25 protein-coding genes are annotated in these 26,535 nt (G+C 65.4%); 8 read left to right on the top strand and 17 right to left on the bottom strand.

What is annotated here, in order from left to right; all coding sequences use genetic code 11:
- Positions 1-7 precede the first annotated feature (7 nt).
- Genes DNA98_RS08285 through DNA98_RS08275 form a run of 3 tightly spaced genes read right to left on the bottom strand, consistent with a single transcriptional unit; the run spans position 8 to position 2,473 of the window.
- Entirely contained in the window at positions 8-805 is a 798-nt protein-coding gene (locus DNA98_RS08285) for a C40 family peptidase (RefSeq protein ID WP_110528910.1), read from the bottom strand.
- A 37-nt stretch (positions 806-842) separates the two neighbouring features.
- Positions 843-2,000, bottom strand: a complete 1,158-nt coding sequence (locus DNA98_RS08280; protein ID WP_110528908.1) for a cation:proton antiporter — start codon at positions 1,998-2,000, stop codon at positions 843-845.
- A complete protein-coding gene (locus DNA98_RS08275; RefSeq protein ID WP_233493156.1) occupies positions 2,000-2,473 on the bottom strand; it encodes an HPP family protein in 474 nt (157 codons plus the stop codon). Before DNA98_RS08275 ends, DNA98_RS08280 begins: the two co-directional genes overlap by 1 nt.
- 251 nt (positions 2,474-2,724) lie before the next feature.
- Here DNA98_RS08275 and DNA98_RS08270 point away from each other — a divergent pair, with 251 nt between their 5' ends.
- A complete protein-coding gene (locus DNA98_RS08270) occupies positions 2,725-4,506 on the top strand; it encodes a 30S ribosomal protein S1 (RefSeq protein WP_110528902.1) in 1,782 nt (593 codons plus the stop codon).
- An 88-nt stretch (positions 4,507-4,594) separates the two neighbouring features.
- Positions 4,595-5,578, top strand: coding sequence for a zinc-dependent alcohol dehydrogenase family protein (locus DNA98_RS08265; protein WP_110528899.1), 984 nt, complete (start codon positions 4,595-4,597; stop codon positions 5,576-5,578).
- Between the two features lie 69 nt (positions 5,579-5,647).
- Here the strand turns inward: DNA98_RS08265 and DNA98_RS08260 are convergent, their stop codons facing one another.
- On the bottom strand, positions 5,648-6,721 hold the full coding sequence (locus DNA98_RS08260) for an aminopeptidase (RefSeq protein ID WP_110528896.1): 1,074 nt from the start codon (positions 6,719-6,721) through the stop codon (positions 5,648-5,650).
- 39 nt (positions 6,722-6,760) lie between these two features.
- Here DNA98_RS08260 and DNA98_RS08255 point away from each other — a divergent pair, with 39 nt between their 5' ends.
- Positions 6,761-8,278: an E3 binding domain-containing protein gene (locus tag DNA98_RS08255; RefSeq protein WP_110528999.1), complete on the top strand. Its 1,518-nt coding sequence runs from the start codon at positions 6,761-6,763 to the stop codon at positions 8,276-8,278.
- 419 nt (positions 8,279-8,697) lie between these two features.
- Here DNA98_RS08255 and DNA98_RS08250 read toward each other — a convergent pair whose 3' ends face one another.
- From DNA98_RS08250 to gyrB, 4 genes are all read right to left on the bottom strand, one after another.
- Complete coding sequence (locus tag DNA98_RS08250; RefSeq protein WP_129865653.1) at positions 8,698-9,270, bottom strand: hypothetical protein; 573 nt, start codon at positions 9,268-9,270, stop codon at positions 8,698-8,700.
- Positions 9,271-9,361: 91 nt separating this feature from the next.
- Positions 9,362-10,618 (bottom strand): PEGA domain-containing protein, encoded by a 1,257-nt coding sequence (locus DNA98_RS08245; RefSeq protein WP_110528890.1) that lies wholly within the window; start codon positions 10,616-10,618, stop codon positions 9,362-9,364.
- Positions 10,619-10,800: 182 nt separating this feature from the next.
- Complete coding sequence (gene uvrB / locus DNA98_RS08240; RefSeq protein ID WP_110528887.1) at positions 10,801-12,804, bottom strand: excinuclease ABC subunit UvrB; 2,004 nt, start codon at positions 12,802-12,804, stop codon at positions 10,801-10,803.
- Between the two features lie 286 nt (positions 12,805-13,090).
- On the bottom strand, positions 13,091-15,028 hold the full coding sequence (gyrB, locus tag DNA98_RS08235) for a DNA topoisomerase (ATP-hydrolyzing) subunit B (RefSeq protein WP_110528884.1): 1,938 nt from the start codon (positions 15,026-15,028) through the stop codon (positions 13,091-13,093).
- 199 nt (positions 15,029-15,227) lie between these two features.
- Between gyrB and DNA98_RS08230 the strand changes: the two genes are divergently transcribed.
- Positions 15,228-15,623: a hypothetical protein gene (locus DNA98_RS08230; protein ID WP_110528882.1), complete on the top strand. Its 396-nt coding sequence runs from the start codon at positions 15,228-15,230 to the stop codon at positions 15,621-15,623.
- Here the strand turns inward: DNA98_RS08230 and trpD are convergent.
- From trpD to DNA98_RS08185, 9 genes are all read right to left on the bottom strand, one after another.
- Positions 15,595-16,635, bottom strand: a complete 1,041-nt coding sequence (trpD, locus tag DNA98_RS08225) for an anthranilate phosphoribosyltransferase (protein ID WP_110528879.1) — start codon at positions 16,633-16,635, stop codon at positions 15,595-15,597. The two genes, DNA98_RS08230 and trpD, sit on opposite strands and share 29 nt — an antisense overlap.
- Positions 16,628-17,497 (bottom strand): glycosyltransferase family 2 protein, encoded by an 870-nt coding sequence (locus tag DNA98_RS08220; protein WP_110528877.1) that lies wholly within the window; start codon positions 17,495-17,497, stop codon positions 16,628-16,630. Before DNA98_RS08220 ends, trpD begins: the two co-directional genes overlap by 8 nt.
- The gene (locus tag DNA98_RS08215; protein WP_110528873.1) at positions 17,494-18,381 is read right to left on the bottom strand and encodes a glycosyltransferase family 2 protein; all 888 of its coding nucleotides are present in this window, start codon (positions 18,379-18,381) and stop codon (positions 17,494-17,496) included. The genes DNA98_RS08220 and DNA98_RS08215 overlap by 4 nt, the downstream gene beginning before the upstream one ends.
- A gap of 5 nt (positions 18,382-18,386) precedes the next feature.
- Entirely contained in the window at positions 18,387-19,199 is an 813-nt protein-coding gene (locus DNA98_RS08210) for a glycosyltransferase family 2 protein (RefSeq protein WP_110528870.1), read from the bottom strand.
- Between the two features lie 23 nt (positions 19,200-19,222).
- Positions 19,223-19,846, bottom strand: coding sequence for an aminodeoxychorismate/anthranilate synthase component II (locus DNA98_RS08205; protein WP_110528867.1), 624 nt, complete (start codon positions 19,844-19,846; stop codon positions 19,223-19,225).
- Complete coding sequence (gene trpS / locus DNA98_RS08200) at positions 19,843-20,895, bottom strand: tryptophan--tRNA ligase (protein ID WP_199489377.1); 1,053 nt, start codon at positions 20,893-20,895, stop codon at positions 19,843-19,845. The genes DNA98_RS08205 and trpS overlap by 4 nt, the downstream gene beginning before the upstream one ends.
- Positions 20,892-22,295 carry an anthranilate synthase component I gene (gene trpE / locus DNA98_RS08195; protein ID WP_110528864.1) on the bottom strand — a complete coding sequence of 468 codons (1,404 nt, stop codon included), beginning with the start codon at positions 22,293-22,295 and terminating at the stop codon, positions 20,892-20,894. Before trpE ends, trpS begins: the two co-directional genes overlap by 4 nt.
- A 344-nt stretch (positions 22,296-22,639) precedes the next feature.
- Positions 22,640-22,966, bottom strand: coding sequence for a helix-turn-helix domain-containing protein (locus tag DNA98_RS08190; RefSeq protein WP_110528861.1), 327 nt, complete (start codon positions 22,964-22,966; stop codon positions 22,640-22,642).
- Between the two features lie 68 nt (positions 22,967-23,034).
- Positions 23,035-23,376, bottom strand: coding sequence for a helix-turn-helix domain-containing protein (locus tag DNA98_RS08185; RefSeq protein ID WP_110528857.1), 342 nt, complete (start codon positions 23,374-23,376; stop codon positions 23,035-23,037).
- 122 nt (positions 23,377-23,498) lie between these two features.
- On the opposite strand from DNA98_RS08185, the gene DNA98_RS08180 reads away from it, so the two are divergent.
- The 4 genes from DNA98_RS08180 (at position 23,499) to DNA98_RS08160 (ending at position 26,519) form a co-directional block, all read left to right on the top strand.
- The gene (locus tag DNA98_RS08180; RefSeq protein WP_110528854.1) at positions 23,499-24,035 is read left to right on the top strand and encodes a YceI family protein; all 537 of its coding nucleotides are present in this window, start codon (positions 23,499-23,501) and stop codon (positions 24,033-24,035) included.
- A 555-nt stretch (positions 24,036-24,590) separates the two neighbouring features.
- Positions 24,591-24,881: a glutaredoxin domain-containing protein gene (locus DNA98_RS08170; protein ID WP_110528848.1), complete on the top strand. Its 291-nt coding sequence runs from the start codon at positions 24,591-24,593 to the stop codon at positions 24,879-24,881.
- Between the two features lie 70 nt (positions 24,882-24,951).
- Entirely contained in the window at positions 24,952-25,905 is a 954-nt protein-coding gene (locus DNA98_RS08165; RefSeq protein ID WP_110528845.1) for a ring-cleaving dioxygenase, read from the top strand.
- Positions 25,902-26,519: an alpha/beta hydrolase gene (locus DNA98_RS08160; RefSeq protein WP_110528842.1), complete on the top strand. Its 618-nt coding sequence runs from the start codon at positions 25,902-25,904 to the stop codon at positions 26,517-26,519. The genes DNA98_RS08165 and DNA98_RS08160 overlap by 4 nt, the downstream gene beginning before the upstream one ends.
- Positions 26,520-26,535 lie beyond the last annotated feature (16 nt).

The raw sequence follows: 26,535 nt of genomic DNA, 5'->3' as shown, positions 1-26,535 counted from the left end.
GCAGGGTTTACTTTAGGGTCTGCACGGGCAGTTCGGGGCGGCGGGCACCCCGGTAGGTCTTTTGGTAGTAGGGGGCCTCCAGGCTCTCGATCACCACCCGGCTGCCGTAGGTGCTGGCGTGGGCAAATACCCCCCGGCCCAAGTAGATCCCCACGTGGTCGATCTGATGCCCCCCAAAGCTGAAGAACACCAGGTCGCCCGGCCTCACCTCGCCCTGCACCGCCGGCAAAGTATCCCACTGCTCGCGGCTGGTGCGGGGCAGCTCGAGCCCCACCTCCGCGTACACCCGCTGCACGAAGGCCGAGCAGTCCAGCGCGGTCTCGGAGTTGGCCGCGAACTTGTAGGGCGTACCCAGGTACTTGAGGGCGGCTTGGAGCACCGGATGCGCCGGGTCGTACTCCCTCGAGAAAGCCGGGCCGGGGGATTGGGGAGAGGGAGCCACCGGCGACGGGGCGGGAAGCTTCAGCACCTGGCCCACGCTCAACGCGGTATCGGTCAGGTTGTTCTCCCCCTGTAGCGCCTCCACCGTCACCCCGAAGCGCCGGGCGATGCTAAAAAGCGTATCCCCAGGCTGCACGGAATAGGTAGCGGCGGCGGGCTGGGGTTGGGCCGCGGGGGCGGGCAGCCGCAAGACCTGGCCGACCTCGAGGTTGGGGCGGCTGAGGCCGTTGAGGCGCATCAGGGTCTCCACCGTGGTGCCGTAGCGACGGGCGATGGAGAACAAGGTCTCTCCCCGCTGCACGGTATGAAACAGCTCCTGGGCTCCCGCCAAGCCCAGCAGCACCACGACGGCCAGGATGCGCACCTTGCCGCCAGTATACTGCGGGCTTTGGCCTCCCGGCTCAAGCCCGCCTGCGCTCGGAGGGCGATTCTCGCTCGGCCCAGGCGATCACCGGGCGCAAGAACAGCGGAGCCAGCAGGGTGGTACCCACCACCATAAAGAGCACCAGGGCGTATTCTTCCTCGTTCACCGCCCCCGCCGCCAGGCCCAGGGCGGCCACGATAAGGCCCACCTCGCCCCTGGGGGCCATCCCCACCCCCACCACCACCGCCCGCCGGAACCCCTGGCTGAGCGCTCCCAAAAACCCCCCCACCAGCTTGCCCGCCAAAGCGATCAGCAGCACCACGCTACCGTAGAGGAGCACCTGGCTTTGGGCCAACGCGGCTAGCTCCAGGCGAACCCCCACCATGGCGAAGAAGATGGGCGACAAAAAGGCCTGCACGGCGAAGGAGGGCCGCTCGAGCTCATATTTCTCCCGCACCTCGGCCAGCAGCATCCCCGCCAGGAAAGCCCCCACGATGGGGGCCAGGCCGATGGCCGCCGCCAGCGCCGCCAACCCCACCCCCGCCACTAGGGCAAAGCCAAAGGGGCTCCCCACCGGCAGGCGCTCGAGCGGAAGGCGGCGCACCAGGGGCACCAGGGCCATGGCCGCCCCCACAAACACGGCTGAGATCAGCGTGATGCGCAGCGCCGCGGCGATCTCCACAGTCCCGCTCTGGGCCACCCCGCTGACCACCGCCAGCACGATCAGGCCTAGCACGTCGTCGATGACCGCCGCCCCCAGGATGATACGGCTGTAGGGGCGCGAGAGCACCCCCAGCTCCTGCAGCACCCGGGCGGTGATGCCTACGCTGGTGGCCACCAGCGTGGTGCCCAGAAACAGCGCCGGGAGTTGCTGGAAGCCGATGACCCCGCCGTAGAAGTACCCCCCCACGAACGGGAAGGCCACCCCCAGCACCGCCACCAGAAAGGCCTCTTTGCCCACCGCCAAGATGTCCTTGAGGCGGGTCTCGAGCCCCACCATGAACAGCAAGAAGATCGCCCCCAGCTCGGCGAGAAACTCCAAGATCTCCCCCTGGTGCACCCAACCCAGCACCGCCGGGCCCACCACTACCCCCGCCAGCACCTCGCCGATCACCACGGGTTGTCTTAGGGTTTTGAAGACCCAGCCTAGGAGCTGGGCCGCCAGGAGCAGGTAAAAAACCTCTAGCAGGTGCATCAATCCTCCGTGGGGGTGATCGGGTGGGAAGCCGACGGGCCTTGCATCACAAACAGCCGCAGGAAATCGCTGCGGGTGAGGGTGCCGATCAACTGGCCCTGCGCGTCTACCACCAGCACGCGGCGGTACTGCCGGTTTTGCAGCATGCGCACCAGGGCGGTTTCCAGCGGGTCCTCGGGAGAGACCACCGCCAGCTCGGTGCGCATGGCTGACGCCACCGGCCTGGACTGGTACTGCCGGTAGATGCCCTCCACCGAGCCCGGATCCACCCATTCATCGAACAACCGCAAGGCCTCCACCTCGGAGAAAGGGACGTTTTCCGGTCGGGGCAGCAAATCGTCCACCTCGATAAGCCCCACCAGCTTCCCGCTTTCGTCCACCACCGGCAGCCCCCCCAGGCGGTGCTGGAGCATCCGCTGGGCGGCCACCAGCAAGGTCTCGTCCAGGCGCACGCTGTGGGGTCTAGCTTTCATGAGCTCCTTGACGCGCACGAGCCTAAGTCTATCACGCAAAAAACTGCGTGGGTTGTGCGAAGCGCCGCTCTATGCTATAACGGATAGGTCGCCCTTAAGAGGGCTCTCCGTCTTGCGAATGCGTGCTCCATTGCAACGATGCCGTGCAACCCAAAACGCACGGCGATTCGCATGGCGACGCTCCTGAAGTCAGGAGCAGATCCCAAAGGGGGATCTCCCCTGAAGGATCAGAGGCAGGAGGAAACAGGCGGATGGAAGACAAGGCAACCCAGACCCCCGTGCAGGTCGTAGAAACGACGGACGGGACCCCCCAGCAACCCCAAGTACCGGCCAGCGAAGCTCAGGCCCCCGCTCCTCAAACCGCGACGGAAGCCGCCCCGGCTCAAGCCAGCGCCGAGGCAACCCCGGCTAGCGGAAGCTTGATGGAACAAGCCCTACAAGACGCCGAAGCGCGCCTCGAGAAGACCGTTCAGCGCGGGCAGATCCTGCAAGGAACGGTGGTATTCGTAGGCCATGACGGCGTGGCGGTGGATATCGGCGCCCGCAGCGAGGGCATCATCCCCTTCAACCAGCTCACCGAGGAGAACCTTCCCGAAGAGGAGCTTAAAAAGCTTTTGAAGCCCGGCGACGTGGTCAACGTCTACGTGGTGCGGGCCGACCTCGAGAACGGCCAGATTATCCTCTCCAAGAAACGGGCCGAGACCGATAGGAGCTGGGTCAAGATCCAGGAGCTTTTCGACCGGGCCGAGCCGGTGATGGTCACCGTGAAGGAGAAGGTCAAAGGGGGACTGGTGGCCTTTGTCGAGGGCGTCCGCGCCTTCTTGCCGGCCTCTCAGGTTGACCTCAAGCGCACCCCCGAACTCGACGGGTACGTGGGGCAGAGCTTCCCGGTCAAGATCATCGAGCTCAACCGCAAAAAAGGTCGGGTAATCCTCTCTCGCCGGGCGGTGGTGGAAGAAGAGCAGAAGAACCTGCGGGCCAACCTGCTCTCGCAGCTCAAACCCGACGACGTAGTCGAAGGCCAGGTGGTCGAGGTTACCGAGTTCGGGGTGTTCGTGGCGCTGGGCGGCGTGGACGGCCTGGTGCACCGCTCGGAAATCACCTGGGGCCGCTTCACCCACCCCAAGGAAGTGATCCAGAAGGGGCAGACCGTGCGGGCCAAGGTGCTCTCGGTAGATCCCGAGCGCGAGCGGGTCAACCTCTCGATCAAGGCCCTGGTCCCCGACCCCTGGCTCACCGTGAGCGAGAAGTACCCCATCGGCAGCCGGGTGCGGGGCAAGGTGGTGGGCCTCACTCCCTTTGGGGCCTTTGTGGAGGTGGAGCCGGGCCTCGAGGGGCTGATCCACATCAGCGAACTCTCCTGGACCAAACGCCCCAAACACCCCTCCGAGGTGGTGAAAGAGGGCGAAGAGGTAGAGGCGGTGGTGCTGCGCATCGACCCAACCGAGCGCCGCCTCTCCCTGGGCTTGCGCCAGACCCAGCCCGATCCCTGGAAGAGCCTCCCCGACCGCTACCCGCCGGGCACGCCGGTCAAGGGTAAGGTCACCGGCCTCACCGATTTCGGGGTGTTCGTGGAGATCGAGCCGGGCATCGAGGGCTTGATCCACATCAGCGAGCTCGACTACACCCGCGTCGAGAAGCCCTCCGACCTCTTCAAGAAGGGCGATGAGGTCGAGGCGGTGATCCTCAACATCGACCCCGTCGAGCAGCGCATCTCCCTCTCGCGCAAGCGCCTTCTGACCCCGCCCGCCCCCACCCCCCAGCCCGAGGAGGCCGAAGAGGGCGAGCGTTCCCGGCGGGGCGGGCCGCAGATGCGCGACAACCGCGAGCGGCCTAAAAAGAAGAACAAGGGGGCGCGGGCTGAGGGTCGCCTCGAGCGCCGCCCCCGCGAGAGCGAGTACGGGGTCACCGCCGCCTACACCAACTACGACCCCAACGTGGTCACCGCGGCCAACGCCTCGGTCAAGCTGGGCGACCTTTACGGCGACCTCTTGAACCAGCTCGGGCTCGAGGAAGAAAAAGAGACCAAGTAACGCAGCCGGGCCGCCCGCCCCTGGGCGAGGGCCCCGACCTATCACGGGCCGCGAGGGCGGCCCGGTTTTTTGCGTACACTGGGGCTAGATGCGCGCGATGCTGCTAGAAGTGCCGGGAGGGCCGCTACAGCGGGCCGAGCGCCCCCTGCCGGTGCCGGAAGCGGGCCAGGTGCTCCTGCGGGTACGGGCCTGCGGGGTCTGCCGCACAGACCTGCACATCCTGGACGGCGAACTCCCGGCCCCCCGGCTTCCCCTCATCCTGGGCCACCAGATCGTGGCGGAGGTGGCCGGATTGGGGCCGGGGGTGGGGCGGTTTACCCTCGGAGAGCGGGTAGGGGTGGCCTGGCTGGGCTGGGCCTGCGGGGCCTGCAAGTACTGCCAACGGGGCCAGGAGAACCTCTGCCCACAGGCCCGCTTCACCGGCTATCACCTCGACGGCGGCTACGCAGAGTACACTGTGGCCTACGCCGATTTCTGCTATCCCTTGCCGGCGGGATACGGCGACCTCGAGGTCGCTCCCCTCCTGTGCGCGGGGCTCATCGGTTACCGCAGCCTCAAGCTGGCCGGCCAGGCCGAGCGCCTGGGCCTCTATGGCTTCGGCGCCGCCGCCCACATCCTGACCCAAGTAGCCCGGCACCAAGGCCGACAGGTCTACGCCTTCACCCGGCCCGGCGACACCCTAGGGCAGCGCTTTGCCCTCGAGCTGGGGGCGGTCTGGGCCGGGGGTTCGGACCAAAGCCCGCCGCAGAAGCTGGACGCGGCGATCCTCTTCGCCCCGGACGGAGCCCTGGTACCCAAGGCCCTGCGGGACGTGGACAAAGGTGGCACCGTGGTCTGCGGCGGCATCCACATGAGCCAAATCCCCGCCTTCCCCTACGCGCTGTTGTGGGAGGAGCGGGGGCTGCGCTCGGTAGCCAACCTGACCCGCCAAGATGGCGAGGAGTTTCTGGCCTTGGCCCCGCAGGTGCCCATCAAAACCGAGGTACAAGTCTACCCGCTCGAGGCGGCCAGCCAGGCCCTCTCCGACCTGCGCGCCGGGAGGGTGCGGGGGGCGGCGGTGCTGGCCGTCTGAAACCGGCCTGAGGACAAGATCTGGCCTACTTTTCCTTGCGCAATGCGGTAGCCAAGGGGTGCTGGCCGGTCAGATCCCCACGAACTGCCCGTTCTCCTGCAACACCTCCCCATCGGCCCAGATGCGCCCGCCAGACCTCAGGTCGAGCACCAGGTCCCAGTGCACCGCCGAGCGGTTGGTCCCCCCGGTCTCGGGGTAGCTGTTGCCCAACGCCAGGTGCACGCTCCCGCCGATCTTCTCGTCGAAGAGCACGATCCCGCTGGGGCGGTCGATGCCAAAGTTGGTGCCGATGCCGAGTTCGCCCAGGAACTTCGCCCCAGGGTCGCTCTCGAGCACCGAGTGCAGGTATTCTTCCCCCCGCTCAGCCCGGGCCTCCACCACCTGGCCTTGCCGAAACCTCAGGTACACCCCCTCCACCCGCTGCCCGGCCACCACCGCCGGCAGGTTGAAGCTCACCTCTCCCTCGGCGGAGGCCTCCCAGGGGCCGGTGAACACCTCACCCGAGGGCATGTTGCGCTTACCGTCGGAGTTGACCCAGGTGCGCCCTTCCACGCTAAGCCGTAAATCGGTGCCCTCGGCCTCGAGCCGGACCTCCCGCACTTTCCGGAGCCGCTCGATCAAAGCCGCCTGGAAAGCCGCCAGCTCGCGCCAAGCGGCTACCGGATCGGGCTTGTCGAGGAACAGCGCCCGTTGCACGAACGCTCGGAAATGGGCGGTGCTCATCCCGGCCTGCTGGGCATACCCCGGGGTGGGGTAGAGGGTGAGCGTCCAGCGCTTGCCCAGGCGGATCTCCGAGAGCTCGCGCCAGGCCTTGCGGTGCCTGGTGAGGCGGGCCGGGTCAATTCCGGAGAGCGAGAGGGGGTTCTCCTCGCTCTGTATGCGCAAAGAGGCGTTGGCCGCCTCGGCCATCTGGCAGCGGATGGGCGGGATTTGCTCGAGCCAAGCCCCGGCTTTCTCGAGGAAATCCCGCCCCTGCTCGGGATACTCCAAGAGCACCAGCGGGTAAGCTCCGCGCTCCAGGAGGGCCGGAACCAGGGCCTCGATGAGGGGCAGGGCCGGGGTCTGGGCCTCGATCAGCACGGTCTGGGAGGGCTGGGCTTGGAGGCAGTAGTCGCTCAGGAGTTGGGCGAAGGTTATTTCCACCGTTCTAGGCTATCACCTTGCGCTATGATAGCCCTCAAGATGAGCGAACCCAAAATCACGCCGTTAGCCCGGCGGTTGGCCGAAGAAAACGGGATCGACTGGCGCACCCTCAAAGGCAGCGGGCCAGAAGGCACCATCGTCGAGCGCGATATCCTCTCCTTCCTGGCTAAGGTCATGGCCGGGGAGATCGACCTGCCCCCTACCCCCGAGGAGCAGCCGGCTCCGCCGGAGACCATCCCCGACATCAGCCAGGCCCAGGCCATGCTGGCCAAAGAGGGGGTGAGCCTGAGCGATGTGATCCCAACCAGCCAGCCAACCCCCCCGAAAGCAACCGCCTCCACCTTTTCGCCCCCGCCTCCTGGAGAGCCCCCGCGGAGCGGTTTCTCAGTACCCCCCCTCGGGGAGAAACCGGCGGATAAGCACCCCACCCTGGGGGATTTCGATATCGTTTTCGATGACTTGGGCTTGGAGGCCCCCGGCCTCGAGGCCGAAGCGCCCGCCAGCGGCCCCAACTCCGAGCCCATGCCGGCGATAACCGCCGAGCCTGCCCCGCCGAGCCTCGACGTGACGCAATTCCCCGGCCTCAGCCGGGAAGAACAGTTCACCTGGCCCGGGGTGAGTGCTCCCTCCTCGGATCCGACCGGTGCGCTTCCTCACAGCAAGCCCGCCCCCCTCGACCTAGGAGACTGGGGCGAGCCCGAGGTAAGCGCATCCACCCCGGCGGAACCCCCCCTGCCGAGCTGGCCCGAAGCTATCCCCTCGAGCTGGGGCGAGCCGGCGGCCCAGCCCTGGCAAGAGCCCTCCCCTGAGCCTTCGGTTCCCCCCTGGCAGGGCGAGACCGTCCCCCCCGCTTGGCAGGCCGAGCCGGCCCCCGCCGAGGCCACGTCCTTCGGGGAAGAATCACCGATCAGCGAGCTTCCCGCCGAACCGGCGCCGAGCTTTGCCGAGACGCCGGAAGAACCTGCAGCCCCTGAGGCCGCCGAGATGGCTCCGGCCGCCTGGAGCGGATTTGCTGCCTCCGGCGCCGATACCACTCCCACCCCTAGCCCCCAGACGTATTTTCCCGGCGACAGCCAGGTAGCCCCCACCCCTGCTGCCCCGCTCCGGGTACAGGCCTGGCAACAGCTCGTGCAAGTCGGGGCGGCTGCCCAAGCCGCGGAGACGCTGGCCCAGGCCTGGCACCGCGAGGTAGGGATGCTACCCCTCCTCTACCGGGCAGCGGAGAAAGCCCTGGCCGACCTCGAGCTGCCGCTGCGGGCCAACAAGGGGGTGCTCGAGGGCGAAACCCTGCGGGCTTACCAGGCCGTTCCCGCCCACACCCTGCGGGGAACCCTGGAAGCCCTAGAGGCCGCCACCGAAGCCGAGGGTGGTCTGGTGGTGCTGGTTTTGGACAGCTTCGACCAGCTCATCTTCCCTGGGGCCAAGGTACTCTCCTTGGGCCGCCGCCTGGGCGAGCAGGCCCTTTTGTCGGTGAGCGGGGATCTGGAGGCAAAGACGGCAAGCCGGCTCTTGGAGCGGGTGGCCTACTACCTCGAGCGGCCTATTTTGCTGGCCTAATAAGCAACTCCATGGGGGTCGGGGAAGCCCGACCCCTATCTTTTTTAGCCTCTACAGGGCGCAGCCTGTACGAACGAATTGGGAGCCTACCCGAAGGGTTCCCTGCCCCGAACGGTTCAAAGACCAAGTGTACGTCCCATTGGAGTAAACTCGCTCCGGCGAAATACTCCGCAAAGATAAAGCCTGAAATGCATCATTGTAAAACACTCGAACGCTATCGCTGCTCAGGTAGTTGACTACCAGGCGCCCTTCATTACAGGCATAGGTATAATTCCCCGCACTGGGAGCTGGAACCATCTGCGAATTAGGCACCGGGATGGGCCGGCTATCCGGCGTGGTATCTTCGACCAGATAGACACAGGAAGACAGCAGTGAAGAAAGCAAAAGGACTACAAAGCGTTTCATCTGGCTCTCCTAGCCTATGGGCAGTTGTCGATGACCTTCAGCGGGCCTACCGTACCTGTCAAGTCGGCTGCCCCATTCGCACCCTTTACCAAGATATCAACATAGGTTCTGCCGACGATGGAGGGGTTGGGAACGACGATAATGGATTGGGCTGATACGCCGCTGGATTGAACAGACGCACCTGTCCCATTATTGAGCGGTACGGCCCCTGGGTAAACCTGATAATCTACGGTCACGGTACGGGTAGCGACATTGTTACGCGGATCGTTCGCCGAAAAGTTGACCTGCCCCTTAACTTCGCCTGATGCGTATCCTCTAAGTTGCGAGCTCCAACCCCCAAAGTAGAAGGGGTCATTGTAGGTAAAGCTGTAGGTGATGATAGTCGTCTTGTTATCGCAGATGTAGTAGGTAGGGTTGCTGCTGTTGCCGTCGTAGTAATTGGTGGACAGGCGAGCATTGGTAATGACCAGTTTGTTTCCCTGGCCAAAGTCAATGGGCAACCGAACTATTACTTCGACGATCCCACTGCACGCGCTAATGAGGCCGACCAACAGTCCAGCTAGACCAAGAAAAGCGAGTTTTTTCATGGCCATACAGTATTCCTCCTTGAGCTGATGGCATGTTAGTGAGCTAAAGTTTAGGGGCGGGCTTTCCTAGGAAAGCCCGCCCAACCCCATACTACTGCGGGCGGCAGCCGCTACGGACCTGTCCGCCCCGGACGAAGAATGAGCCGATGCCTCCCCGAAGTTGCCAGGTGTAGGTGCCGTTCGAGTAAACCAGGGTTCCTCCGCTTTGGGTCAAGGGCAAATCTTGGAAGTCATCGTTATAAAAGACCTGCACTAAGTTGGGGGTGGCGTAATTAACCACCAGGCGCCCACCCTGGCAGGTATAGGTGATCCGCCCGGTAGGGACGTTGGGGGCCGGCACCACAATGGGCGGGTTGGGTTGGGGCGGCGGGGTGACGGCCCGCAGGGTAGCGTAGACCCGCTCGGTCTCGCCGGGCCGCAGGTTGACGGTGGTGCGGAAGGTGGTGTAGCCCCCGGCCCGCACCTCCACCACGCGGTTGCCCGGCGTGGCGGTGACGTTCACCGGGACGTTTCCTACGAAGCGCCCGTCGATGTATACCTGGGCCCCCCGGATGTTGGCGTCCACCACAATCCGGCTGACCAACAGCGCCTGCAAGTCGGCATAGACCCGGACCTGCTCCCCCACCCGCGGGCTGATGCTGGTGCGGTAGGTAGGGTAACCGGCCCTCGAGACCTCCACGGTAGTTGGCTCGGCGTCGATGGTGAGGGTCAAGGGAGTGTTGCCCACCACCTGCCCGTTCAGCCGCACGGTGGCCCCGCGCGGGTTGGAGTCCACACTGAGCGTCGCGGTCGGCGGCGGGGGGAGCTGGCCGGCGATGAAGTAGGCCTCATCGCTCACCCAGTCCTGCCGAGGCACCGGGGTGACCACGATGGAAAGGGCTCTGGCCAGGTTCTGCACCCCCTGGATGCGGGCCTGGCCGGTCTGGATGTCCACGATCTCGGAGACGTCCAGCGGACGGCGGCTGGCCACCGCCAGCACCCGGTCCTGCCCCGCCGGAGGGGCTACGGTGAAGCTGTACTGCGCCCCCGCCGGGGGGTAGGTGCGCACCTCACCGGCCCGCAGGAAGTTGTCCTGGTCGTAGGCGTTGGGCAGGATGCCCACGATCTCGCCGGTGGCCCGCACGCTGAAGAGGTAGACATAGGCGTCTTGGGTCACCTGCACCGAGACGTAGATGGGCTCCCCGAAGTCGTACACCGGGTTTCCTTGACCGCTCGGGTCGCGGTCCACCCACACCCGCACCTGCAGGTCCGCCGGGGGCGTGGGGTTGACGATGATGCTCTGCGGGCGAACCTGAGCGGCGGCCAAAGTAGCCAGGCCGGTCAACAGAAAGGCTAAGGCTTTTCTCATAATGATACCCATTCACCTCGTTTCCGATGCGGCTCTTGAAGCCGATACCACGACAGCGCTTACCCTGAGGGCGTGTTGGGTACCTGCACCCCCTCGCGCTTCCATCTTAGTCCCTGGGGAATATCCGGCTTATGTGGTATTGGCTAAAGGGCGTTCATCTTCATCGGTTTTCGCCCCTGCGCTTATCTCCGCCTTCTCCCCCGCCGCGGCTTGCCGGCGTTGGTGGGCTCGGGCAGGCCCAATAGCCGGGCCTCGAGGCTGCGCATCTGGTCGCGGATAAGGGCCGCCCGCTCGAAGTCCAGCGCTTCGGAGGCCCGCCACATCTCCTCCTCCAAGTTCAAGAGGGCCTCGCGCAGATCCTCGGGGCGCTCGAGGGGGGCTTGGGCGGCTTCTTCTTCGTAGTCGTCGGGCCGGATCACCTTCCGCACCGACTTCTGCACGGTCTGTGGGGTGATGCCGTGCGCCTGGTTATACGCCTCCTGGATGGCCCGGCGGCGGTTGGTCTCCTCTACCGCAACCCGCATGGCCTCGCTCACCGTCTCGGCGTAGAGGTAGACCTCGCCCTCGGCGTTACGGGCCGCCCGCCCGATGGTCTGGATGAGCGAACGCTCGCTGCGCAAAAAGCCGGTCTTGTCGGCGTCGAGGATGGCCACCAGGCTCACCTCCGGCAGGTCCAGGCCCTCGCGCAGCAGGTTGATGCCCACCAGGCAGTCGAAGTGGCCCAGCCGCAGGTCGCGCAGGAGGGCCTGGCGCTCGAAGGCGTCGAGCTCGTGGTGCAGGTAGCGGGCCCGGATCCCGTGTTCGACCAAGTAGTTGGTCAGCTCCTCGGCCATCCGCACGGTAAGCACCGTGACCAGCACCCGCTCCTTCTTGGCCGCACGGGCGCGGATGGCCCCCATCAGGTCTTCGATCTGGCCCCGGGCCGGTTTGATGGTGACCTTGGGGTCTAAGAGCCCGGTGGGCCGGATGATCTGCTCGACGGTTCGCCCCGAGACCTCTCGCTCGTAAGGGCCGGGGGTAGCCGAGACGAATAGCACCTGCCCCACCCGCTCGAGGAACTCATTGAAGCGCAAGGGGCGGTTATCGAGGGCCGAGGGCAGGCGAAAGCCGTAGTCCACCAGGGTCTTTTTACGCATGTAGTCGCCGTTGTACATCCCCCGCAGCTGCGGCACCGTCACGTGCGACTCGTCGAGGAAGGTCAGGTAATCCTCGGGGAAGTAATCCAGCAGCGTGTAGGGCGGCTCACCGGGGGCCTTGCCGGAGAGGTAACGGCTGTAGTTCTCGATGCCCGGGCAGGTGCCCATCACCTCGAGCATCTCCAGGTCGTAGAGGGTGCGCTCCTTGAGCCGCTGGGCCTCGAGGAGCTTACCCTGCTCCTCCAGCTCGCGCAGCCGCACCTCGAGGTCGGCCTTGATCTGGGGGATGGCCTCCTTGAGCCGGGCTTCCGGCGTGGCGTAGTGGGTGGCGGAGAGGAGGACGAAACCGGGGAGGTCTTTGAGCCGTTCCCCGGTGACCGGATGGGTCACGCTGATGCGCTCCAGGGTATCCCCCCACATCTCGATGCGGATGGGCTCGGTCTCGTAGGCGGGCCAGACCTCGAGCACCTCGCCTTTGGCGCGGAACTTGCCGGGCTCGAGCTGGAGGTCCCCTCGCTCATACTGAAGGTCCACTAGCCGCTCGAGGAGAACCTCGCGGGGCAGGTTTTGCCCCACCTCCACCACCAGGCTCATGTTCCGGTAGTCCTCCGGGCTCCCTAGGCCGTAAATGGCCGAGACCGAGGCCACCACGATCACATCCCGCCGGGTGAGGAGGCTGCGGGTGGTGGAGTGGCGCAGCCGCTCGATCTCGGGGTTGATGCTGGCGTCCTTCTCGATGTAGAGGTCGCGCCCCGGCACGTAAGCCTCGGGCTGGTAGTAGTCGTAGTAGCTGATGAAGTATTCCACCGCGTTCTCCGGGAAGAGCTCGCGGAACTCCGAGGCAAGCTGGGCCGCCAGCACCTTGTTGGGGGCGAGTACCAGCGCCGGGCGGCCTAGGGCGGCGATGGTCTGGGCCATGGTCACGGTCTTGCCGGTTCCGGTGGCCCCGAGCAGCGTCACAAAGCGTTCGCCGTCCTGGATGGCCTCGGTGAGCTGGGCAATGGCCTTGGGCTGATCGCCTTTGGGTTCGGGGCCTCGGTAGCGGAACATAGATTCTCTACTCTACCGGAGATGGCTATATTCTGTCTATATCAGAATACAATCCTGCCACACCGGCAAATTTTTGGGGCGTTGGGTTGTATTGACGCCGTACGTCGTACGCAATACGCAAAACGCCAGACGCTAAACGCGGGGGTTTTTTCACCCGGAGGTAGATTCCCTACCCCGCCTACCGGCGGCGAAGGAAGCGTCTCGGGACAGCCTATGGCTGTACACCCAGAGGTAGATTCCCTTTGGGACGGGCTACGCCCGTACACCTAGGGGACGATCCCCGCCACTAGATATCAAGCTGGGCAAAGCGGGCATTTTCTTCGATGAACTCACGGCGCGGGGCCACGTCCTGACCCATCAGGGCTTCGAAGATTTCGTTGGCGTAGAGGGCGTCTTCCATGGTGACCTGCTTCAGCACCCGCTTGGCCGGGTCCATGGTGGTCTCCCAGAGCTGCTCGGGGTTCATCTCGCCCAAGCCCTTGAAGCGCTGCACCTCGTAGCTTGCTCGTTCCGGGAGCTTGGCGATGGCCTCCTTGAGGGCCTCGTCGTTGAAGAGGTACTGCACTTTGGCGTTTTTTCCCCCCCCCACTTGCAGCCGGTACAAGGGCGGCTGGGCGATGTAGAGGTAGCCGCCCTCGAGGATCGGGCGCATGTAACGGTAAAAGAAGGTGAGCAAGAGGGTGCGGATGTGCGAGCCGTCCACGTCGGCGTCGGTCATGATGATGATCTTGTGGTAGCGCAGGTCCTCGAGGTTGAAATGGGCCTCTTCCACGTTGGAGTCAATGCCCGCCCCGATGGCTGCCACCATGGCCCGCACCTCGGCGTTTTTGAGGGCCTTGCCCAGGCCGGCTTTCTCCACGTTCAGAATCTTGCCGCGCAGCGGCAGGATGGCCTGGAAGCGGCGATCGCGGCCCTGCTTAGCGCTGCCCCCCGCCGAGTCTCCCTCCACGATGAAGAGCTCGGCCTCGGCGGGGTCTTCGGACTGGCAGTCGGCCAGCTTGCCGGGGAGTTCGTCGGACTCCAGCGCGTCCTTGCGGCGCACCAGCTCGCGGGCCTTGCGGGCGGCCTCGCGGGCCTGGGCGGCTCGCTGGGCTTTTTCATAGATCAGCTTGGCCGCGCGGGGGTTTTCCTCCAGCCAGTCCGTAAGCTTTTCGTAGACCACCTTGCTCACTGCGGTTCCGGCCTCGGGGTTCAAGAGCTTACCCTTGGTCTGGCCCTCGAACTGCGGCTGCGGAATCTTCACCGAGACCACGCAGAACACCCCCTCCAGCAGGTCGTCGCCGGTGGGCTCGAGGTCGCCCTTGACCAGCCCGGCCTTCTTGGCGTAGGCGTTGATGGCCCGGGTATAGGCGGTTTTGAAGCCGGAGACGTGGGTACCGCCGTCTTTGGTGGGGATCATGTTGGCGTAGCTCACCAGCTGGTTGCTGTAGCCCTTGGTGTGGATCAACCCCACCTCCACGCTCACCACGTCCACCTCGCCCTGGAGCAGCACCGGCTTCTCGTAGAGGGCCTCTTCGCCTTCGGCCAAAAACTTGGCGAACGAGGCCACCCCCCCTTTGTCGAAGAACACCTCTTCTTTCTGGTGGACTTCGTCCTTGAACACCAGCCGCAGGCCCGCTACCAAGAAGCTCACCTCGCGCAGACGGTTGCGGATGCGGCTGGCCTCGAACTTGAGGCCGGGGTCGAAGATGGTGGCGTCGGGCAAGAAGGTCACCCGGGTACCGCGCTTGCCCTTGGCGTTCCCGATCTGGGTCAGGGGTTTAGTTACCTCGCCGCGGCTGAACTCGATGAGGTAGTGTTTCTCGTCACGGAAGACCTCCACCCGGGTATACTCAGCCAGGGCGTTGACCACGCTGGCCCCCACCCCGTGCAGGCCGCCGGAGACCTTGTAGGCCCCCTCCTCGAACTTGCCCCCGGCGTGAAGCACGGTGTAGATCACCTCCACCGCGGGTTTTCCCTCTTCCGGCATGATGTCTACGGGGATACCGCGCCCGTTGTCCTCGACGGTGATGGAGCCGTCAGGGTGTAAGGAGGTGATGATTTCGGTGGCATACCCGGCCAGGGCCTCGTCCACCGAGTTGTCCAGGATTTCCTTGAAGAGGTGGTGGTAACCGTCGGCCTGGGTCCCGCCGATGTACATGGCCGGGCGGTGGCGGACCCCCTCGAGCCCCTTCAGAACTTTGATCGCGGATGCGTCGTACTGGGCGGTTAGGTCTGTGCTCACTTCACCAGTATAGCATGTTATGCCGTTAACATAACCATGGTTTGCGCGATAATGGTGGAGATATGGACCCAGAAGGCAGCGGCTTCGTGAAGCTCCTCACAGGTTTTGGCCCGCGGGGATTGGTAGGGGTACGCCCAAGTCGTCTTGGGGGGCACCCTGGCTTGAACGAGGAAGTCCGTCTCCGCGCGAGGAGGGGGATATGGAAGCGCTGCTGACCGGGTTGATCCTGCTGCGGGGCCTCGCCGCTTTGGTGTTGTTGGTGGGGTTGGCGCTCTTCGCGCTGCTGGGGCTTCGCCTTTTGCTGCGCGAGCCCACCGCGCGGGAGTTTAGGGTTTTTCGCTTTTTGGCCTGGACCGCCATTGCCCAGGTGGGGCTCGAGGTCGTGCTGGGGGTCTTCGGTTTGCGCAACACCTGGCTTCACCTCACCTACGGGACGCTTACCGCAGCGCTGCTGCACTTTGTGGGCGGGCTCGAGGCCCCCCAGGGCTGGTTCCGCCGCAGCCTGCATAGGCCGCCTGAAAAAGTGGGGCCATACCTGTTTTGGGCCAGCTTCATCGCCTTGCTGCTCAGCTTGCGGTTTTTGGCGACCCGCTAAACCCGACCAGCTTCTCCAGCAACTCGAGCGCGGTTTTGTCCTCCAGGATCTCCTTGGCCAGCGCCACCCCTTCGCGAAGGGTGGTGGTCTTGCCCACCAGATAAAAAGCGGCCCCCGCGTTCATGAGCACCGCGTCGCGTTTGGGGCCTTTTTCCTCCCCGGCGAGGATGGCCCGGGCGATGGCGGCGTTTTCCTGCGGCGTGCCGCCTTTAATGGCCTCGTAGGGGGCGGGCTCGAGCCCTACTTCCTCGGGGTGGAGGGTGTAGGTGCGCATCCGCCCCCCGCGGATCTCGGCCACCTGATTGCGCCCCAGTACGAGTTCGTCCACCCCTACCGTTCCGGTCGAGAGCTGGGCCTCGCCGTGCACCACCATCGCCGCCTCCGAACCTAGGTTGTGCAGTGCCTGCGCAAAAGGCTCGAGCAGGGCAGGGCTCGAGACCCCCACCAGGTTGTGGGTGGCGAAGGCCGGGTTGGTCAGAGGCCCCAGCAGATTGAACACCGTGCGCACCCCCAGCTCCGCCCGCACCGGGGCCACAAAGCGCATCGCCGGGTGGTGGTTGCGGGCGAAGAGAAAGCCAATCCCTAGGGTCTCGATGGCCTCGGCCACCCGCTCGGGAGGAAGGTCGATCCTGATCCCCAGGGCTTCGATCAGGTCGAAGGAACCCGAGCGCGAGGAGGCCGCCCGGTTGCCGTGCTTGGCCACCGCCACCCCCCCCGCCGCGGCCACGAAGCAGGTGGTGGTCGAGATGTTGAAGGCATCCGGCGCCACCCCGCCGGTACCCACGATGTCCAAGAGGGGCTTGCGCGCGACCCGCACCGGCACCGCCGCCTCGCGCATCCCCCGGGCGAAGCCGGTGATCTCCTCCAAGGTCTCCCCCCGCACCCGCAGGGCGATCAGCACCCCCGCGGTCTGGGCCGGGGTCAGGTCACCCGCCATGATCCGGAGCATCAGCCGGTAGGCCTCGTCTTGAGTGAGCGGCTCGGCGTGTAAAGCTTTTTTGAGTTCATCCATGGTCTTCCTCCAACGGCAGCCGCCAACCCCGGCGTACGCCCCGCCACAGGGCGGCCAGGCTGGCCCACCGCCGCCTCAAGCCGTACTCCAGGGTCCAAAACAGGGTGTACCCGGCCACCGCCAGCAGGGGGATTGGGCTGTGTTTGCGCCAGAGCCGGGTGTTGTAGGCGGCGAAGTGTTCATCGGCGGTGGTATGGTCCTTGCCCCAGGAGCTGCCGCCCCGGTGCCAGACTCGGGCGGCGGGGGCCACCCCCAAGCGCCATCCGGCCCGACGCATGCGCAGCCCCAAATCCACGTCCTCGCCGTAGATAAAAAACCCTTCGTCCAGAAAGCCGACCGACCTCAGCGCCGCCCCGCGCAGCAACAGGCTAGCCCCGCTGATATAGCTTAGCCGCGACAGCCGATCAGGAGCGGTCAACAGGCGGATCTGACCCCAAAGGAGGCTGACTTCTCCTCCTCCCCAGGCCTGGACCCGTTCAGGCCGCTCCATCTCGTACAGCACCGCCCCTACTGCCCCCAGACCGGGGTCTGCTTCGGCCAGCGCTACCATCTGGCCCAACGCCGCTGGATCTGGCCGGGTGTCTGGGTTCAACAGCCACACATACTCCGCCCCGCGCTCGAGCGCCAAGCGCAGACCGGGGTTGTTTCCCCCCGCGAACCCTCGGTTGCTGGGCAGCGTCAGCAACTCGAGCTGGGGTCGGGCCTGCCGCAAGCGCACCACCGAGTCGTTGGGCGAGGCATTGTCCACCACCAGCACGCGAAAGTGGGGATAGTCCAGCCGATCCAGGGCGGCCAGGCAGTCGAGGGTATCCTGCCATTGGCGGTAGTTGAGCAACAGGATCCAGACCAACGGGGGGTTCATCGGAGGCGTCCTTCCAGGAGCCCTTGGGTATAAGCAGCCTCGAGCAGGAACCTGTACTTGCCCGCAGCCCCTTCGCGCTCCTCCCAGAAGCGCTCGGCCAGGAGCGCTTCGGCCTTGCTCCAGGGGTAAAGCCAGCGTTTCAGCGCCAGGGAGAGGGGGTGGGTTCCCGTCCAGAGGGCCACCTCGAGGCTTTTGTGGGTCGCGTAAAACCTCCAGGCCATGCGGCCCATGCTCCGCCATTTTTCCAGCATGGCCTCGAGGGTTACCGGGTCGTAGTGCCAGGCCTGGGCCTTGGGCCAGAACCGGGGCCGAACCCCCCGGCGCCACAGCCGCAACCCCAGCTCGTGCTCTTCCCAGCCGTATGCGGGAAACTCGCCGAAGGGCCGCTCGGGCAGATCTTGCCGCAAAAACGAGATGCTGGCCGCCCAAAAGCCGCCTTTTCCCAGGATCTGCCCGGGTTTGAGCGGATCGGTTCCGGCGTGTAGGCGGGCTTGCCAGTAGCGCTGGAAGGGGGTGCGGGCCACCGCGTCGGGCACCCGGACCCGACTCACGATGGCCGAACCGGGATAGAGGCGATGGGCCTCGAGGTGGGCGAGCAGAAACCCCGGCTCGGGGATGATGTCGTCGTCGTTGAAGAGCACATGGGTTCCGCGGGCCTCTTGCAGGCCGCGGTTGCGGGCGGCGGCCAGCTTCTGGTTGGGCTGGCGGACGAGGCGGAGCCGGGGGTCTGGTATGGCGCCAAGGCGCTCGGCGGTGTCGTCGCTCGAGCCGTCGTCCACCACGATCACCTCGAACTCCACCCCCTTCTCGGCCAGAAACGCCCGCGTCACCCGGCTCACCAGGGAGGCCCGGTTATGGGTAGGGATGATGACGCTGAGCTCCATGACCTTTACTTCGCCGCGCGGTACTCCTCCCAAGCGCCCCAGGCATAGGCCAGCTCGTAATCGCCCCGAGGACCCCAAAGCCGCTTGGTCCAGGGCAGAAGGGTCATCTTAAGCACCAGCAGTACCGGGTGAACCCCCAGCGCCCAGGCGATGGCCGCATCGTCGTATTTGCGGTAAAGCCGCATGTGGGCTGCTCCAGCGCTACGCGCCCGCCGCAGGGCGCTGTTTTGGTAGTCCCAGGCCTCGTGGATGGCCTCGGCTTCCCTGAGGAACACAAATCGCGCCCCGGCCTTCCTAAGCCGGTAGGCAAGGTCGGGATCCTCCCCTCCGTAACCCGCGAAGTGCGCGCTGTCATAGCCCCCCACTTCCTCGAACAGGGCTTTGGGCAGGCTGGTGTTGTTGCCGGTAGCGTTCCACCAGAAGAGGGGAGGCCCGGGTAGCTCGGCGGCTCCGCTGCCTTTGAGCCCCGGCGGGAGCAGCAAGCGGCCCACCGCTACGGTGTTGGGCCTGGAGTGCGCCCTTTGGTGCGCCACGATCCACCCCGGGCGAGGGATCACGTCATCATCGGAAAACAGCAGGATATCCCCTCGGGCTATCTCCGCCCCCCGGTTGCGGGCGTGGGCCGCACCCTTTCCCTCGGTCTCGAGCCGCCGAAGCGGAAACCCCGCCGGATAGCGCTCCAGCCATTCCACCGTGCCGTCGGTGCAGCCATCCGCGACCACGATCACCTCGAACTCGCCCTCTTGCCCCTCCAGCGCTTGCAGCTTGCGCTCGAGCAGAGCTTGGCGGTTGTGGGTGGGCACGATTACCGAAACCATTGCCGATAGCTTATCGCCACCGCCTAAGAACGGGCCATAGGCGGGTGACACCGCTCAAGAAAGTTGCCCAGGATCCGCCGCCCCAGCTCGGTGAGGATGCTCTCGGGGTGGAACTGTACCCCGTAGGTGGGGTAGCGGGTGTGCTCGAGGCCCATCACCGTACGCCCTCCGGCCTCGTCTACCCAAGCATTCACCCGAAGCTCCGGCGGCAAGTCCTCCCAGCTATCGCCGCGAAACGACGCCTCGACTACCAGCGAGTGGTAGCGGGTAGCGGTGAAGGGGGTGGGCAGCCCGGCGAAGATTCCGCTGCCGTCGTGCTGGATGGGGCTGGTCTTGCCGTGCACGATGAGCCTGTGCCGCACCACCCGCCCTCCGAAGGCCTCGGCGATGCTCTGGTGGCCCAGGCACACCCCCAGGATGGGGTACTCGGGGGCGTAGCGCCGGATCAGCGGCACCGAGAGCCCCGCTTCTTTGGGGGTGCAGGGACCGGGAGAGACCACGATCCCGTCGGGGTCGAAAGCGGCGACGTCCTCGAGCCGGAACTGGTCGTTGCGCCAGATCGCGAGCTCCGCGCCCAGCTCGCCCAGGTACTGCACCAGGTTGTAGGTGAAGGAGTCGTAGTTGTCAATGATCAATATTCGCTTCATGCCACCCCTCCCAGGTAGTCCAGGTGTAGGCGCTCCTTGACCCGCGCCAGGACTTCCCGCGCGATGGCCCGCGCCCTGCGGGTACCTTCCATCAGGATCTCCAGCACCTCGCTAGGGCGGGCCTCGAGTTCGGCCCGACGCCGGCGGTGAGGCTCTAGGAAAGCGTTTACCCTCTCGGCCAGTTCGCGCTTGCAGGCCACGCAGCCCCGCACCCCCGAGCGGCATTCCGCCGCGATGGAGCCGAGCCCTTCCCGGTTGAACAGCCCATGGTACTCGAACACCGTGCAGACCTCGGGATGTCCGGGGTCGTGCAGGTGGAGTTTTTGGGGGTCGGTGAGGGCGCTGCGGATTTTTCGGTCCACTGTGGCGGCCTCGTCCGAGAGAAAGAGGGCGTTCCCCAGACTCTTGCCCATCTTGCTCCCGCCGTCGAGACCCCGGATGCGGGCGGTGTGGAGCACGCGGGCCTGAGGTTCCTTGAGCGTGGGACCGTAGAGCTGGTTGAACTTGCGCACGATCTCGCGGGTTAGCTCGATTTGCGGCAGTTGGTCCTCGCCCACCGGCACCAGGTCGGCGTCGAAGGCGGTGATGTCGGCGGCTTGCGAGACGGGGTAACCCAGGAAGCCATAGGTGACCGAATTCCCAAACAGCGCGCGCTTCTGGGCGATCTCGGCCTTGACGGTAGGGTTCTGCTGTAGCCTCGAGATCGTCACCAGGTTGCCGTAGTAGAGGGTGAGCTCGGCGATTTCGGGAATGAGGGATTGGATGAAGAGGGTGGATCGGGCCGGATCCACCCCGCCCGCAATAAGGTCATAGGCCACCTCGAGCACCATCGCCCGCACCTTCTGCGGCCGGTGAAAGTTGTCGGTGAGGGCTTGTACGTCGGCGATCATCACCAAACTCTCGAAGTCGTCCTGTAGCTCGGCTATCTGGCGGAGCATGCCGAAGTAGTGGCCCACGTGGAGCCGCCCGGTGGGCCGGATGCCGGTGAGAATTCGCTTCTTCATGATCTCCTTGCCGCTCGCCGGTTTCCGGATTGCCTGGCCGGTCACAACCCCTCCTCGGCCAACCGCACCGCCTTGAGCATGGCCTGGGCTTTGTTCAAGCACTCCTGGTATTCGTTGGCGGGTATGGAATCGTAGACTACGCCCGCCCCGGCCTGGATGTGGATTTGCCCGGCGGCCACCACGATGGTCCTGAGGGTGAGGGCCTGGTCCATGTGGCCGTCGTAGGCCAGATAGCCGAAACTCCCGCCATAGGGCCCACGGCGGGAGGGCTCGAGCTCCTCGATGATCTCCATGGCCCGGATCTTGGGCGCCCCTGAGACCGTGCCCATTGGCAGCACCGCGGCCAGGGCGTCGAGGGGGCTCTGGTCCTCGCGCAGCTCGCCCTCCACGGTCGAGACGATGTGCATGACGTGCGAGTAGTTCTCCACGCGCATGAGTTCTTTGGGGCGCACCGTGCCGTAGCGGCAGACCCGGCCCAGGTCGTTGCGGGAGAGGTCCACGAGCATGACGTGCTCGGCCCGTTCCTTCTCGTCGGAGAGGAGCTCTTCGGCCAGGGCCTGGTCCTCGGCGGCGTCCTGCCCCCGGCGGCGGGTGCCGGCGATGGGGCGGGTGACCACCTTGCGCCCGTCGGAGCGCAGCAGGCTCTCGGGGCTGCACGAGACCAGCGTGACCTCGCCCAGCTCGAGGAAACCCATGTAGGGGCTGGGGTTGACCGAGCGCAAGGCCCGGTAGACGGCGAAGGGGTGCACGTGGAGGGGCGCCGACAGGCGCAGGCTGGGCACCACCTGGAAGATGTCGCCCGCGCGGATGTACTCCAGCGCCCGCTCCACCATGGCCTCGTACTCGGCCTGCGTGAGGTTGGGAGTGAACTCCAGCCGCCGCCCGGCCCGTTCGCCGGGCACGCCGGGCAGCGGACCTTCCAGCTTCTTCTCGGCCCAGGCGATGCGCTCGAGGGCTTCTGCCTTGCCCCCTTCTTCCGCAGGGGCTACGATGTGCAGCTGCTGCTTGAACTGGTCAAAGACCACCAGCACTTCGGGCTCGACGAAGAGCAGATCTGGAACGCCCAGCAGGTCGGGCTTGAGCGCGGGCAGCTTCTCGTAGTGGCGGATCAGGTCGTAGGCCGCGTAGCCCACCGCCCCGCCCCAAAAGAGGGGTAGGTCGGGGTCCGGGGCAATCGGGCGGTGGATAGCCTGGTAGAGGGTGCGCAAGGGATCCCGAGCCTCGACCCGCTCGCCGTTGACCGTAAACACCCCGTCCTTGAAGCGGAAAGTCCGCCGCGCCCCAACGCCCACAAAACTCCACCTGGCCCAGGCCTTGCCCCCCTCCACCGACTCCAACAGAAAGCTAGGGGTGGCCTTCTCCGAGAGCTTGAGGTAGGCCGAGACAGGGGTCTCGAGGTCGGCCAGCAAAGTCTTTTTGACCGGGATCATGAGGTTTTGTGTCATCCGGGCTCCTTCCTCGCTTCGCTCGACGGGCGAAAATACATCCCGCTTAGCAAAAGAAAAACCCCTGGGGATCGTAAGCCCCAGGGGTATACAGCCTCACCGCCCTAGGGCTTCCTAGGCCACCACCAACCCCAAGCGGTAAGGAGGCACGTCATTTGAACTCAGTGTAGGGGCTCTCGAGGAGGATTGCAAGGCCGGAGCCGGCGCGTACCGGAAGATATCTGACCTCCAGGATCGCTCGGCGGTCTAGTGACGAGATTTAGCCTACGACGTCAGAGCCGCACGAGGCCCCAACAATCAAGAGCAACGGCTGGAAAACTCCACCTCGCTAGCTTCCCCCCCGCTCAGTCGCTCTTGCCGGAAGCGGGGGTTTCGTATAAGGTTTTCTCCCAACTGGCCAAAGCCTCTAAAACGCCTCTGAGCCCCTCGCCCTGTCGGGTGAGGGCGTAGTCTACCCGCGGGGGGACTTGAGAGTAAGCGGCGCGGCTCACCAGCCCGAGGTCCTCGAGCTCTTTGAGCCGCAGCGAAAGGGTGCGGGGAGGAAGGCCGGTTTCCTGCTGTAGCGCACTGAAGCGCTGCGGCCCACGCGCCAAAGTCCAGAGGATGGGGAAGGAACCGCGGCGGCCCAAAATTTCCAAAAATACTTCTATCGGGCGCTCAGTCTCGAGCATAACCTAGTTTAATTTATATAGGGATTAGCAAGTTTGCCCCTACCTACAAAGCAACCGGTAGGTCAGTTTTAGTGGGCCGCCGAGGTCGGCTCGGGGAGGTATTTGCGTCCCCAGTGGTCAATGGCCTCGATCACCTCCTGAAGGGCCTGGCCTGCCTCGGTGAGGGCATAGCTGGTGCGGGGCGGCATGGTGGAGTGGATGGTCTTGGAAACGATGCCAAGCCCCTCGAGCCGCTCAAGGCGCTGAGTCAGGGTGGCGGGGTTGCATCCTCCCACCGCTCGGGAGAGTTCGTTGAAGCCCCGCGGGCCATCGAGCAATATGCGGATAATGTGCAACGTCCACTTCTCTTGCAAAACGTTGATGGCCTCGTAAACCGGGCAAAATGAATGATCCTCGCCAGTACGGGTCATATCAGGTTTATGGTAGCACCGACCCCTAAGCTTTGTCCAGCAAAACGATTGACAATATATAGCGCTATGGTTTAGAATTTGCATCGCAAAGTTGAGCAGGCTTTAGCCAAAAGGAGTGCAGCATGCGGTGGAATCTCGATCCTAGCCATACCAGCCTCGATTTCAAAGTACGCCATATGGGCATCGCGAGCGTGCGGGGAAGCCTCAAGGTCCTCTCGGGAAGTGTGGAGACCGACGAAGCCGGGCGCCCAGTACACATCGAAGCCGTGATAGACGCCAAAAGCATCGCCACCGGCGACCCGCAGCGTGATAACCACCTCCGCTCCGCGGACTTCCTCCATGCCGAGCAGTACCCCGAAATCCGCTTCGCCAGCACCCAGATTGAGCCCCTAGGAGGTAATCGTTACCGCATCCAGGGCAACCTCACCATCCGCGACGTCACCAAACCGGTGACCCTAGAAGCCGAGACCAGCGCTCCCATCAAAGACCCTTGGGGTATGCAGCGCATCGCGGCCAGCGCCAGCGGGGGGCTCAACCGCAAAGACTGGAACCTCACCTGGAACCAGGTGCTGGAACTGGGGGCTTTGCTGGTGGGCGAAGAGGTGAAGTTCAACCTCGAGGTCGAGGCCGTAGCCCCAGCGCCCGTCACAGCTCAGTAGGCGCGCAGGATAAAGCCCCTGAATCAGGGGCTTTTTTTGCGTGCGACGTATACCAACCCCACCCTCCCCTGCTAGTAGTACGTCCTACGTCACACGCCGTATGTCGAACGAAGGGGATCGGTCCCTCGGGTGTACGGGCGTAGCCCGTCCCGAAACGCTTCCTTCGCCGCCGGTAGGCGGGGTAGGGGATCGTCCCCCGGCTGTACGGGCTTAGCCCGTCCCGAAGGGAATCTACCCCCGGGTGTACCGGCCCTGCCGGTCCCGATAGGGGATCGTCCCTCGGGTGTACGGGCGTAGCCCGTCCCAATAGGGGATCGTCCCCCGCGTTTAGCGTCTGGCGTTTTGCGTATTGCGTACCACGTACGACGCCGGTAAAGCCCGATGCCCCAACAATCAAGCAAGCACACTCACAGTGCGCCTTGTGTTCCAAAACGGGCATCCTCGAGCCGCTAGGCTAGATCTTATGGACAAAAGCCTTACCTCTCTTCAACTGCTTGCAGGTTTTCCTCGAGCCCGATCTTTTCGCTATAGCCAAACCCCGCTCCAGGAGTGAGCATGGCGGCCCGAGTCCAGATCTACGGAACCGGCTGGTGCAGCTTCAGCCGCGGCTTCCAAAACTATCTGCGGAGCCTACACATCCCCTTTGAGTTCTTTGACGTCGAAAAGGATCCCGCCGCAGAAGAGGCCGCCCGCCTCATGAACGGCGGAGCGCTCAAGTTCCCGATGGTGGTGGTGGGGGAACTCGAGGGCCACTGGAAACCCGGCGACGACGCCCGCACGCTGAAAAACCCGCGCCTGGCGGAGTTGCAGGAAGCCCTGCGGCGCTACGGCTTCACGGTAAGCTGACCGAATACTTGATTTTTTATAGCACTATGCTTAACATCATTAGTGAGGTTGCACTCGAGGAGGACGTGCAATGGAAAACGTCACCGGGATTCACCACATCACCGCGATGGCCACCAAGGCCCAGCGCAACCTGGATTTCTACGCCGGGGTGCTGGGGATGCGGCTGGTGAAGCGGAGCGTCAACCAGGACGACCCCGGCACCTACCACCTCTTCTACGCCGACGCCGAGGGCCGCCCCGGCACCGACCTCACCTTCTTCCCCTGGGAGAACCTGGCCGCCCCGCGCAAGGGCACCGGCCTGGCCGTCGAGGTGCAGCTCGCCGTGCCGCAGGGCAGCCTGGAGTTCTGGGGCGAGCGCCTGCAGCGCTACGGGGTCAAGCTGGGCGGGGCCGAGGTGCGCTTCGGGGAGCGGGCCCTACCCTTCCAGGACCCGGATGGGCTCGAGGTCGCCCTGGTGGAGAGCGCCCCCCGCCCCTTCACCCCCTGGGAGCACAGCACCGTCCCCGAGGACAAACAGATCATGGGCCTGCACGGCGCGCGGCTGTGGGAGCGTGCTCTTTACCCCACCGCCGAGTTCCTCCGCCGAGCTTTGGGTTTTGAGCTTGCCGGGCAGGAGAACGGATGGAGCCGATTCACCGTGGCCGGCGGCGGCTCGGGCAAGTTCGTGGACATCAAGGAGTACCCCAACCTCCCCCCGGGGCGCTGGGGCCGGGGTAGCATCCACCACCTCGCCTGGCGGGTAGACGACAGCGACCATCAGCTACAGCTTCGCAGGCAGATCACCGCCGCCGGGATGCGGGCCACGCCGCAGATCGACCGCTTCTGGTTCCGGTCGGTCTACTTCAACGAGCCGGGCGGGGCGCTGTTCGAGCTGGCCACCGACGGCCCCGGCTTCGCGGTGGACGAAGACTTAGCCCACCTCGGCGAGCGGTTGGTGCTGCCGCCGTGGCTCGAGCCCCAGCGCTCGCGCATCGAGGCCGCGCTGCCAAAGCTGCGCCTGCCCGAGGCCGAGGTGCGCCCATGACCGCCGAGCTGGGCTTCATCCACCGCTTCGAGGCGGGAACTTCCGACACCACGCTGCTACTGCTGCACGGCACCGGGGGCAACGAGCACAGCCTGATCGGGCTGGCGCGGGACCTCTCCCCTACCGCCAAGCTGCTCTCCCCCCGCGGGAAAGTCCTGGAGAACGGCGCTCCCCGCTTCTTCCGGCGGCTGGCGCTGGGCGTGTTCGACGAGGCCGACCTCAAGGCCCAGGCCGCCGACCTCGCCCGCTTCGTGCAGGACGCCGCCGAGCGCTACGGCTTGGCCGCAGGCCAGGTGTATGCCCTGGGCTACTCCAACGGGGCCAACATGGCCGCCGCACTGCTGTTGCTACACCCAGAGGTGCTGGCCGGGGGTGTGCTGCTCCGCCCGGTGCTCCCCCTCGAGCCCCCCGCCCTGCCCGACCTCTCGGGCAAGGCCGCCTTCCTCGCGGCGGGCCGCCGCGACCCCTGGTCGCCCGCGGACCGGGTCGAGGCGCTCGCACAGCGGCTGCGCCAAGGCGGGGCCGAGGTCGAGCTGCGCTGGCAAGATGCCGGCCACGAGCTGCACCCGGAGGAACTCGAGGCGGCCCGGGCCTGGCTAGCCCGGCGGGTGTAAGCCAACCGGGGCGTTT

Source organism: Meiothermus sp. Pnk-1, assembly GCF_003226535.1.
Taxonomy (GTDB): domain Bacteria; phylum Deinococcota; class Deinococci; order Deinococcales; family Thermaceae; genus Allomeiothermus.
The sequence above is the reverse complement of the archived record's forward strand: the minus strand, read 5'-3'. Positions and strand labels throughout refer to the sequence as shown.

Coding starts and splice junctions, on each gene's coding strand:
- DNA98_RS08280 (WP_110528908.1), bottom strand. CDS start 2,000: ATGCACCTGCTAGAGGTTTTTTACCTGCTCCTGGCGGCCCAGCTCCTA.
- DNA98_RS08275 (WP_233493156.1), bottom strand. CDS start 2,473: ATGAAAGCTAGACCCCACAGCGTGCGCCTGGACGAGACCTTGCTGGTG.
- DNA98_RS08270 (WP_110528902.1), top strand. CDS start 2,725: ATGGAAGACAAGGCAACCCAGACCCCCGTGCAGGTCGTAGAAACGACG.
- DNA98_RS08265 (WP_110528899.1), top strand. CDS start 4,595: ATGCGCGCGATGCTGCTAGAAGTGCCGGGAGGGCCGCTACAGCGGGCC.
- DNA98_RS08255 (WP_110528999.1), top strand. CDS start 6,761: ATGAGCGAACCCAAAATCACGCCGTTAGCCCGGCGGTTGGCCGAAGAA.
- DNA98_RS08250 (WP_129865653.1), bottom strand. CDS start 9,270: ATGAAAAAACTCGCTTTTCTTGGTCTAGCTGGACTGTTGGTCGGCCTC.
- DNA98_RS08245 (WP_110528890.1), bottom strand. CDS start 10,618: ATGAGAAAAGCCTTAGCCTTTCTGTTGACCGGCCTGGCTACTTTGGCC.
- uvrB (WP_110528887.1), bottom strand. CDS start 12,804: ATGTTCCGCTACCGAGGCCCCGAACCCAAAGGCGATCAGCCCAAGGCC.
- DNA98_RS08230 (WP_110528882.1), top strand. CDS start 15,228: ATGGAAGCGCTGCTGACCGGGTTGATCCTGCTGCGGGGCCTCGCCGCT.
- trpD (WP_110528879.1), bottom strand. CDS start 16,635: ATGGATGAACTCAAAAAAGCTTTACACGCCGAGCCGCTCACTCAAGAC.
- DNA98_RS08220 (WP_110528877.1), bottom strand. CDS start 17,497: ATGAACCCCCCGTTGGTCTGGATCCTGTTGCTCAACTACCGCCAATGG.
- DNA98_RS08215 (WP_110528873.1), bottom strand. CDS start 18,381: ATGGAGCTCAGCGTCATCATCCCTACCCATAACCGGGCCTCCCTGGTG.
- DNA98_RS08210 (WP_110528870.1), bottom strand. CDS start 19,199: ATGGTTTCGGTAATCGTGCCCACCCACAACCGCCAAGCTCTGCTCGAG.
- DNA98_RS08205 (WP_110528867.1), bottom strand. CDS start 19,846: ATGAAGCGAATATTGATCATTGACAACTACGACTCCTTCACCTACAAC.
- trpE (WP_110528864.1), bottom strand. CDS start 22,295: ATGACACAAAACCTCATGATCCCGGTCAAAAAGACTTTGCTGGCCGAC.
- DNA98_RS08190 (WP_110528861.1), bottom strand. CDS start 22,966: ATGCTCGAGACTGAGCGCCCGATAGAAGTATTTTTGGAAATTTTGGGC.
- DNA98_RS08185 (WP_110528857.1), bottom strand. CDS start 23,376: ATGACCCGTACTGGCGAGGATCATTCATTTTGCCCGGTTTACGAGGCC.
- DNA98_RS08180 (WP_110528854.1), top strand. CDS start 23,499: ATGCGGTGGAATCTCGATCCTAGCCATACCAGCCTCGATTTCAAAGTA.
- DNA98_RS08170 (WP_110528848.1), top strand. CDS start 24,591: ATGGCGGCCCGAGTCCAGATCTACGGAACCGGCTGGTGCAGCTTCAGC.
- DNA98_RS08165 (WP_110528845.1), top strand. CDS start 24,952: ATGGAAAACGTCACCGGGATTCACCACATCACCGCGATGGCCACCAAG.
- DNA98_RS08160 (WP_110528842.1), top strand. CDS start 25,902: ATGACCGCCGAGCTGGGCTTCATCCACCGCTTCGAGGCGGGAACTTCC.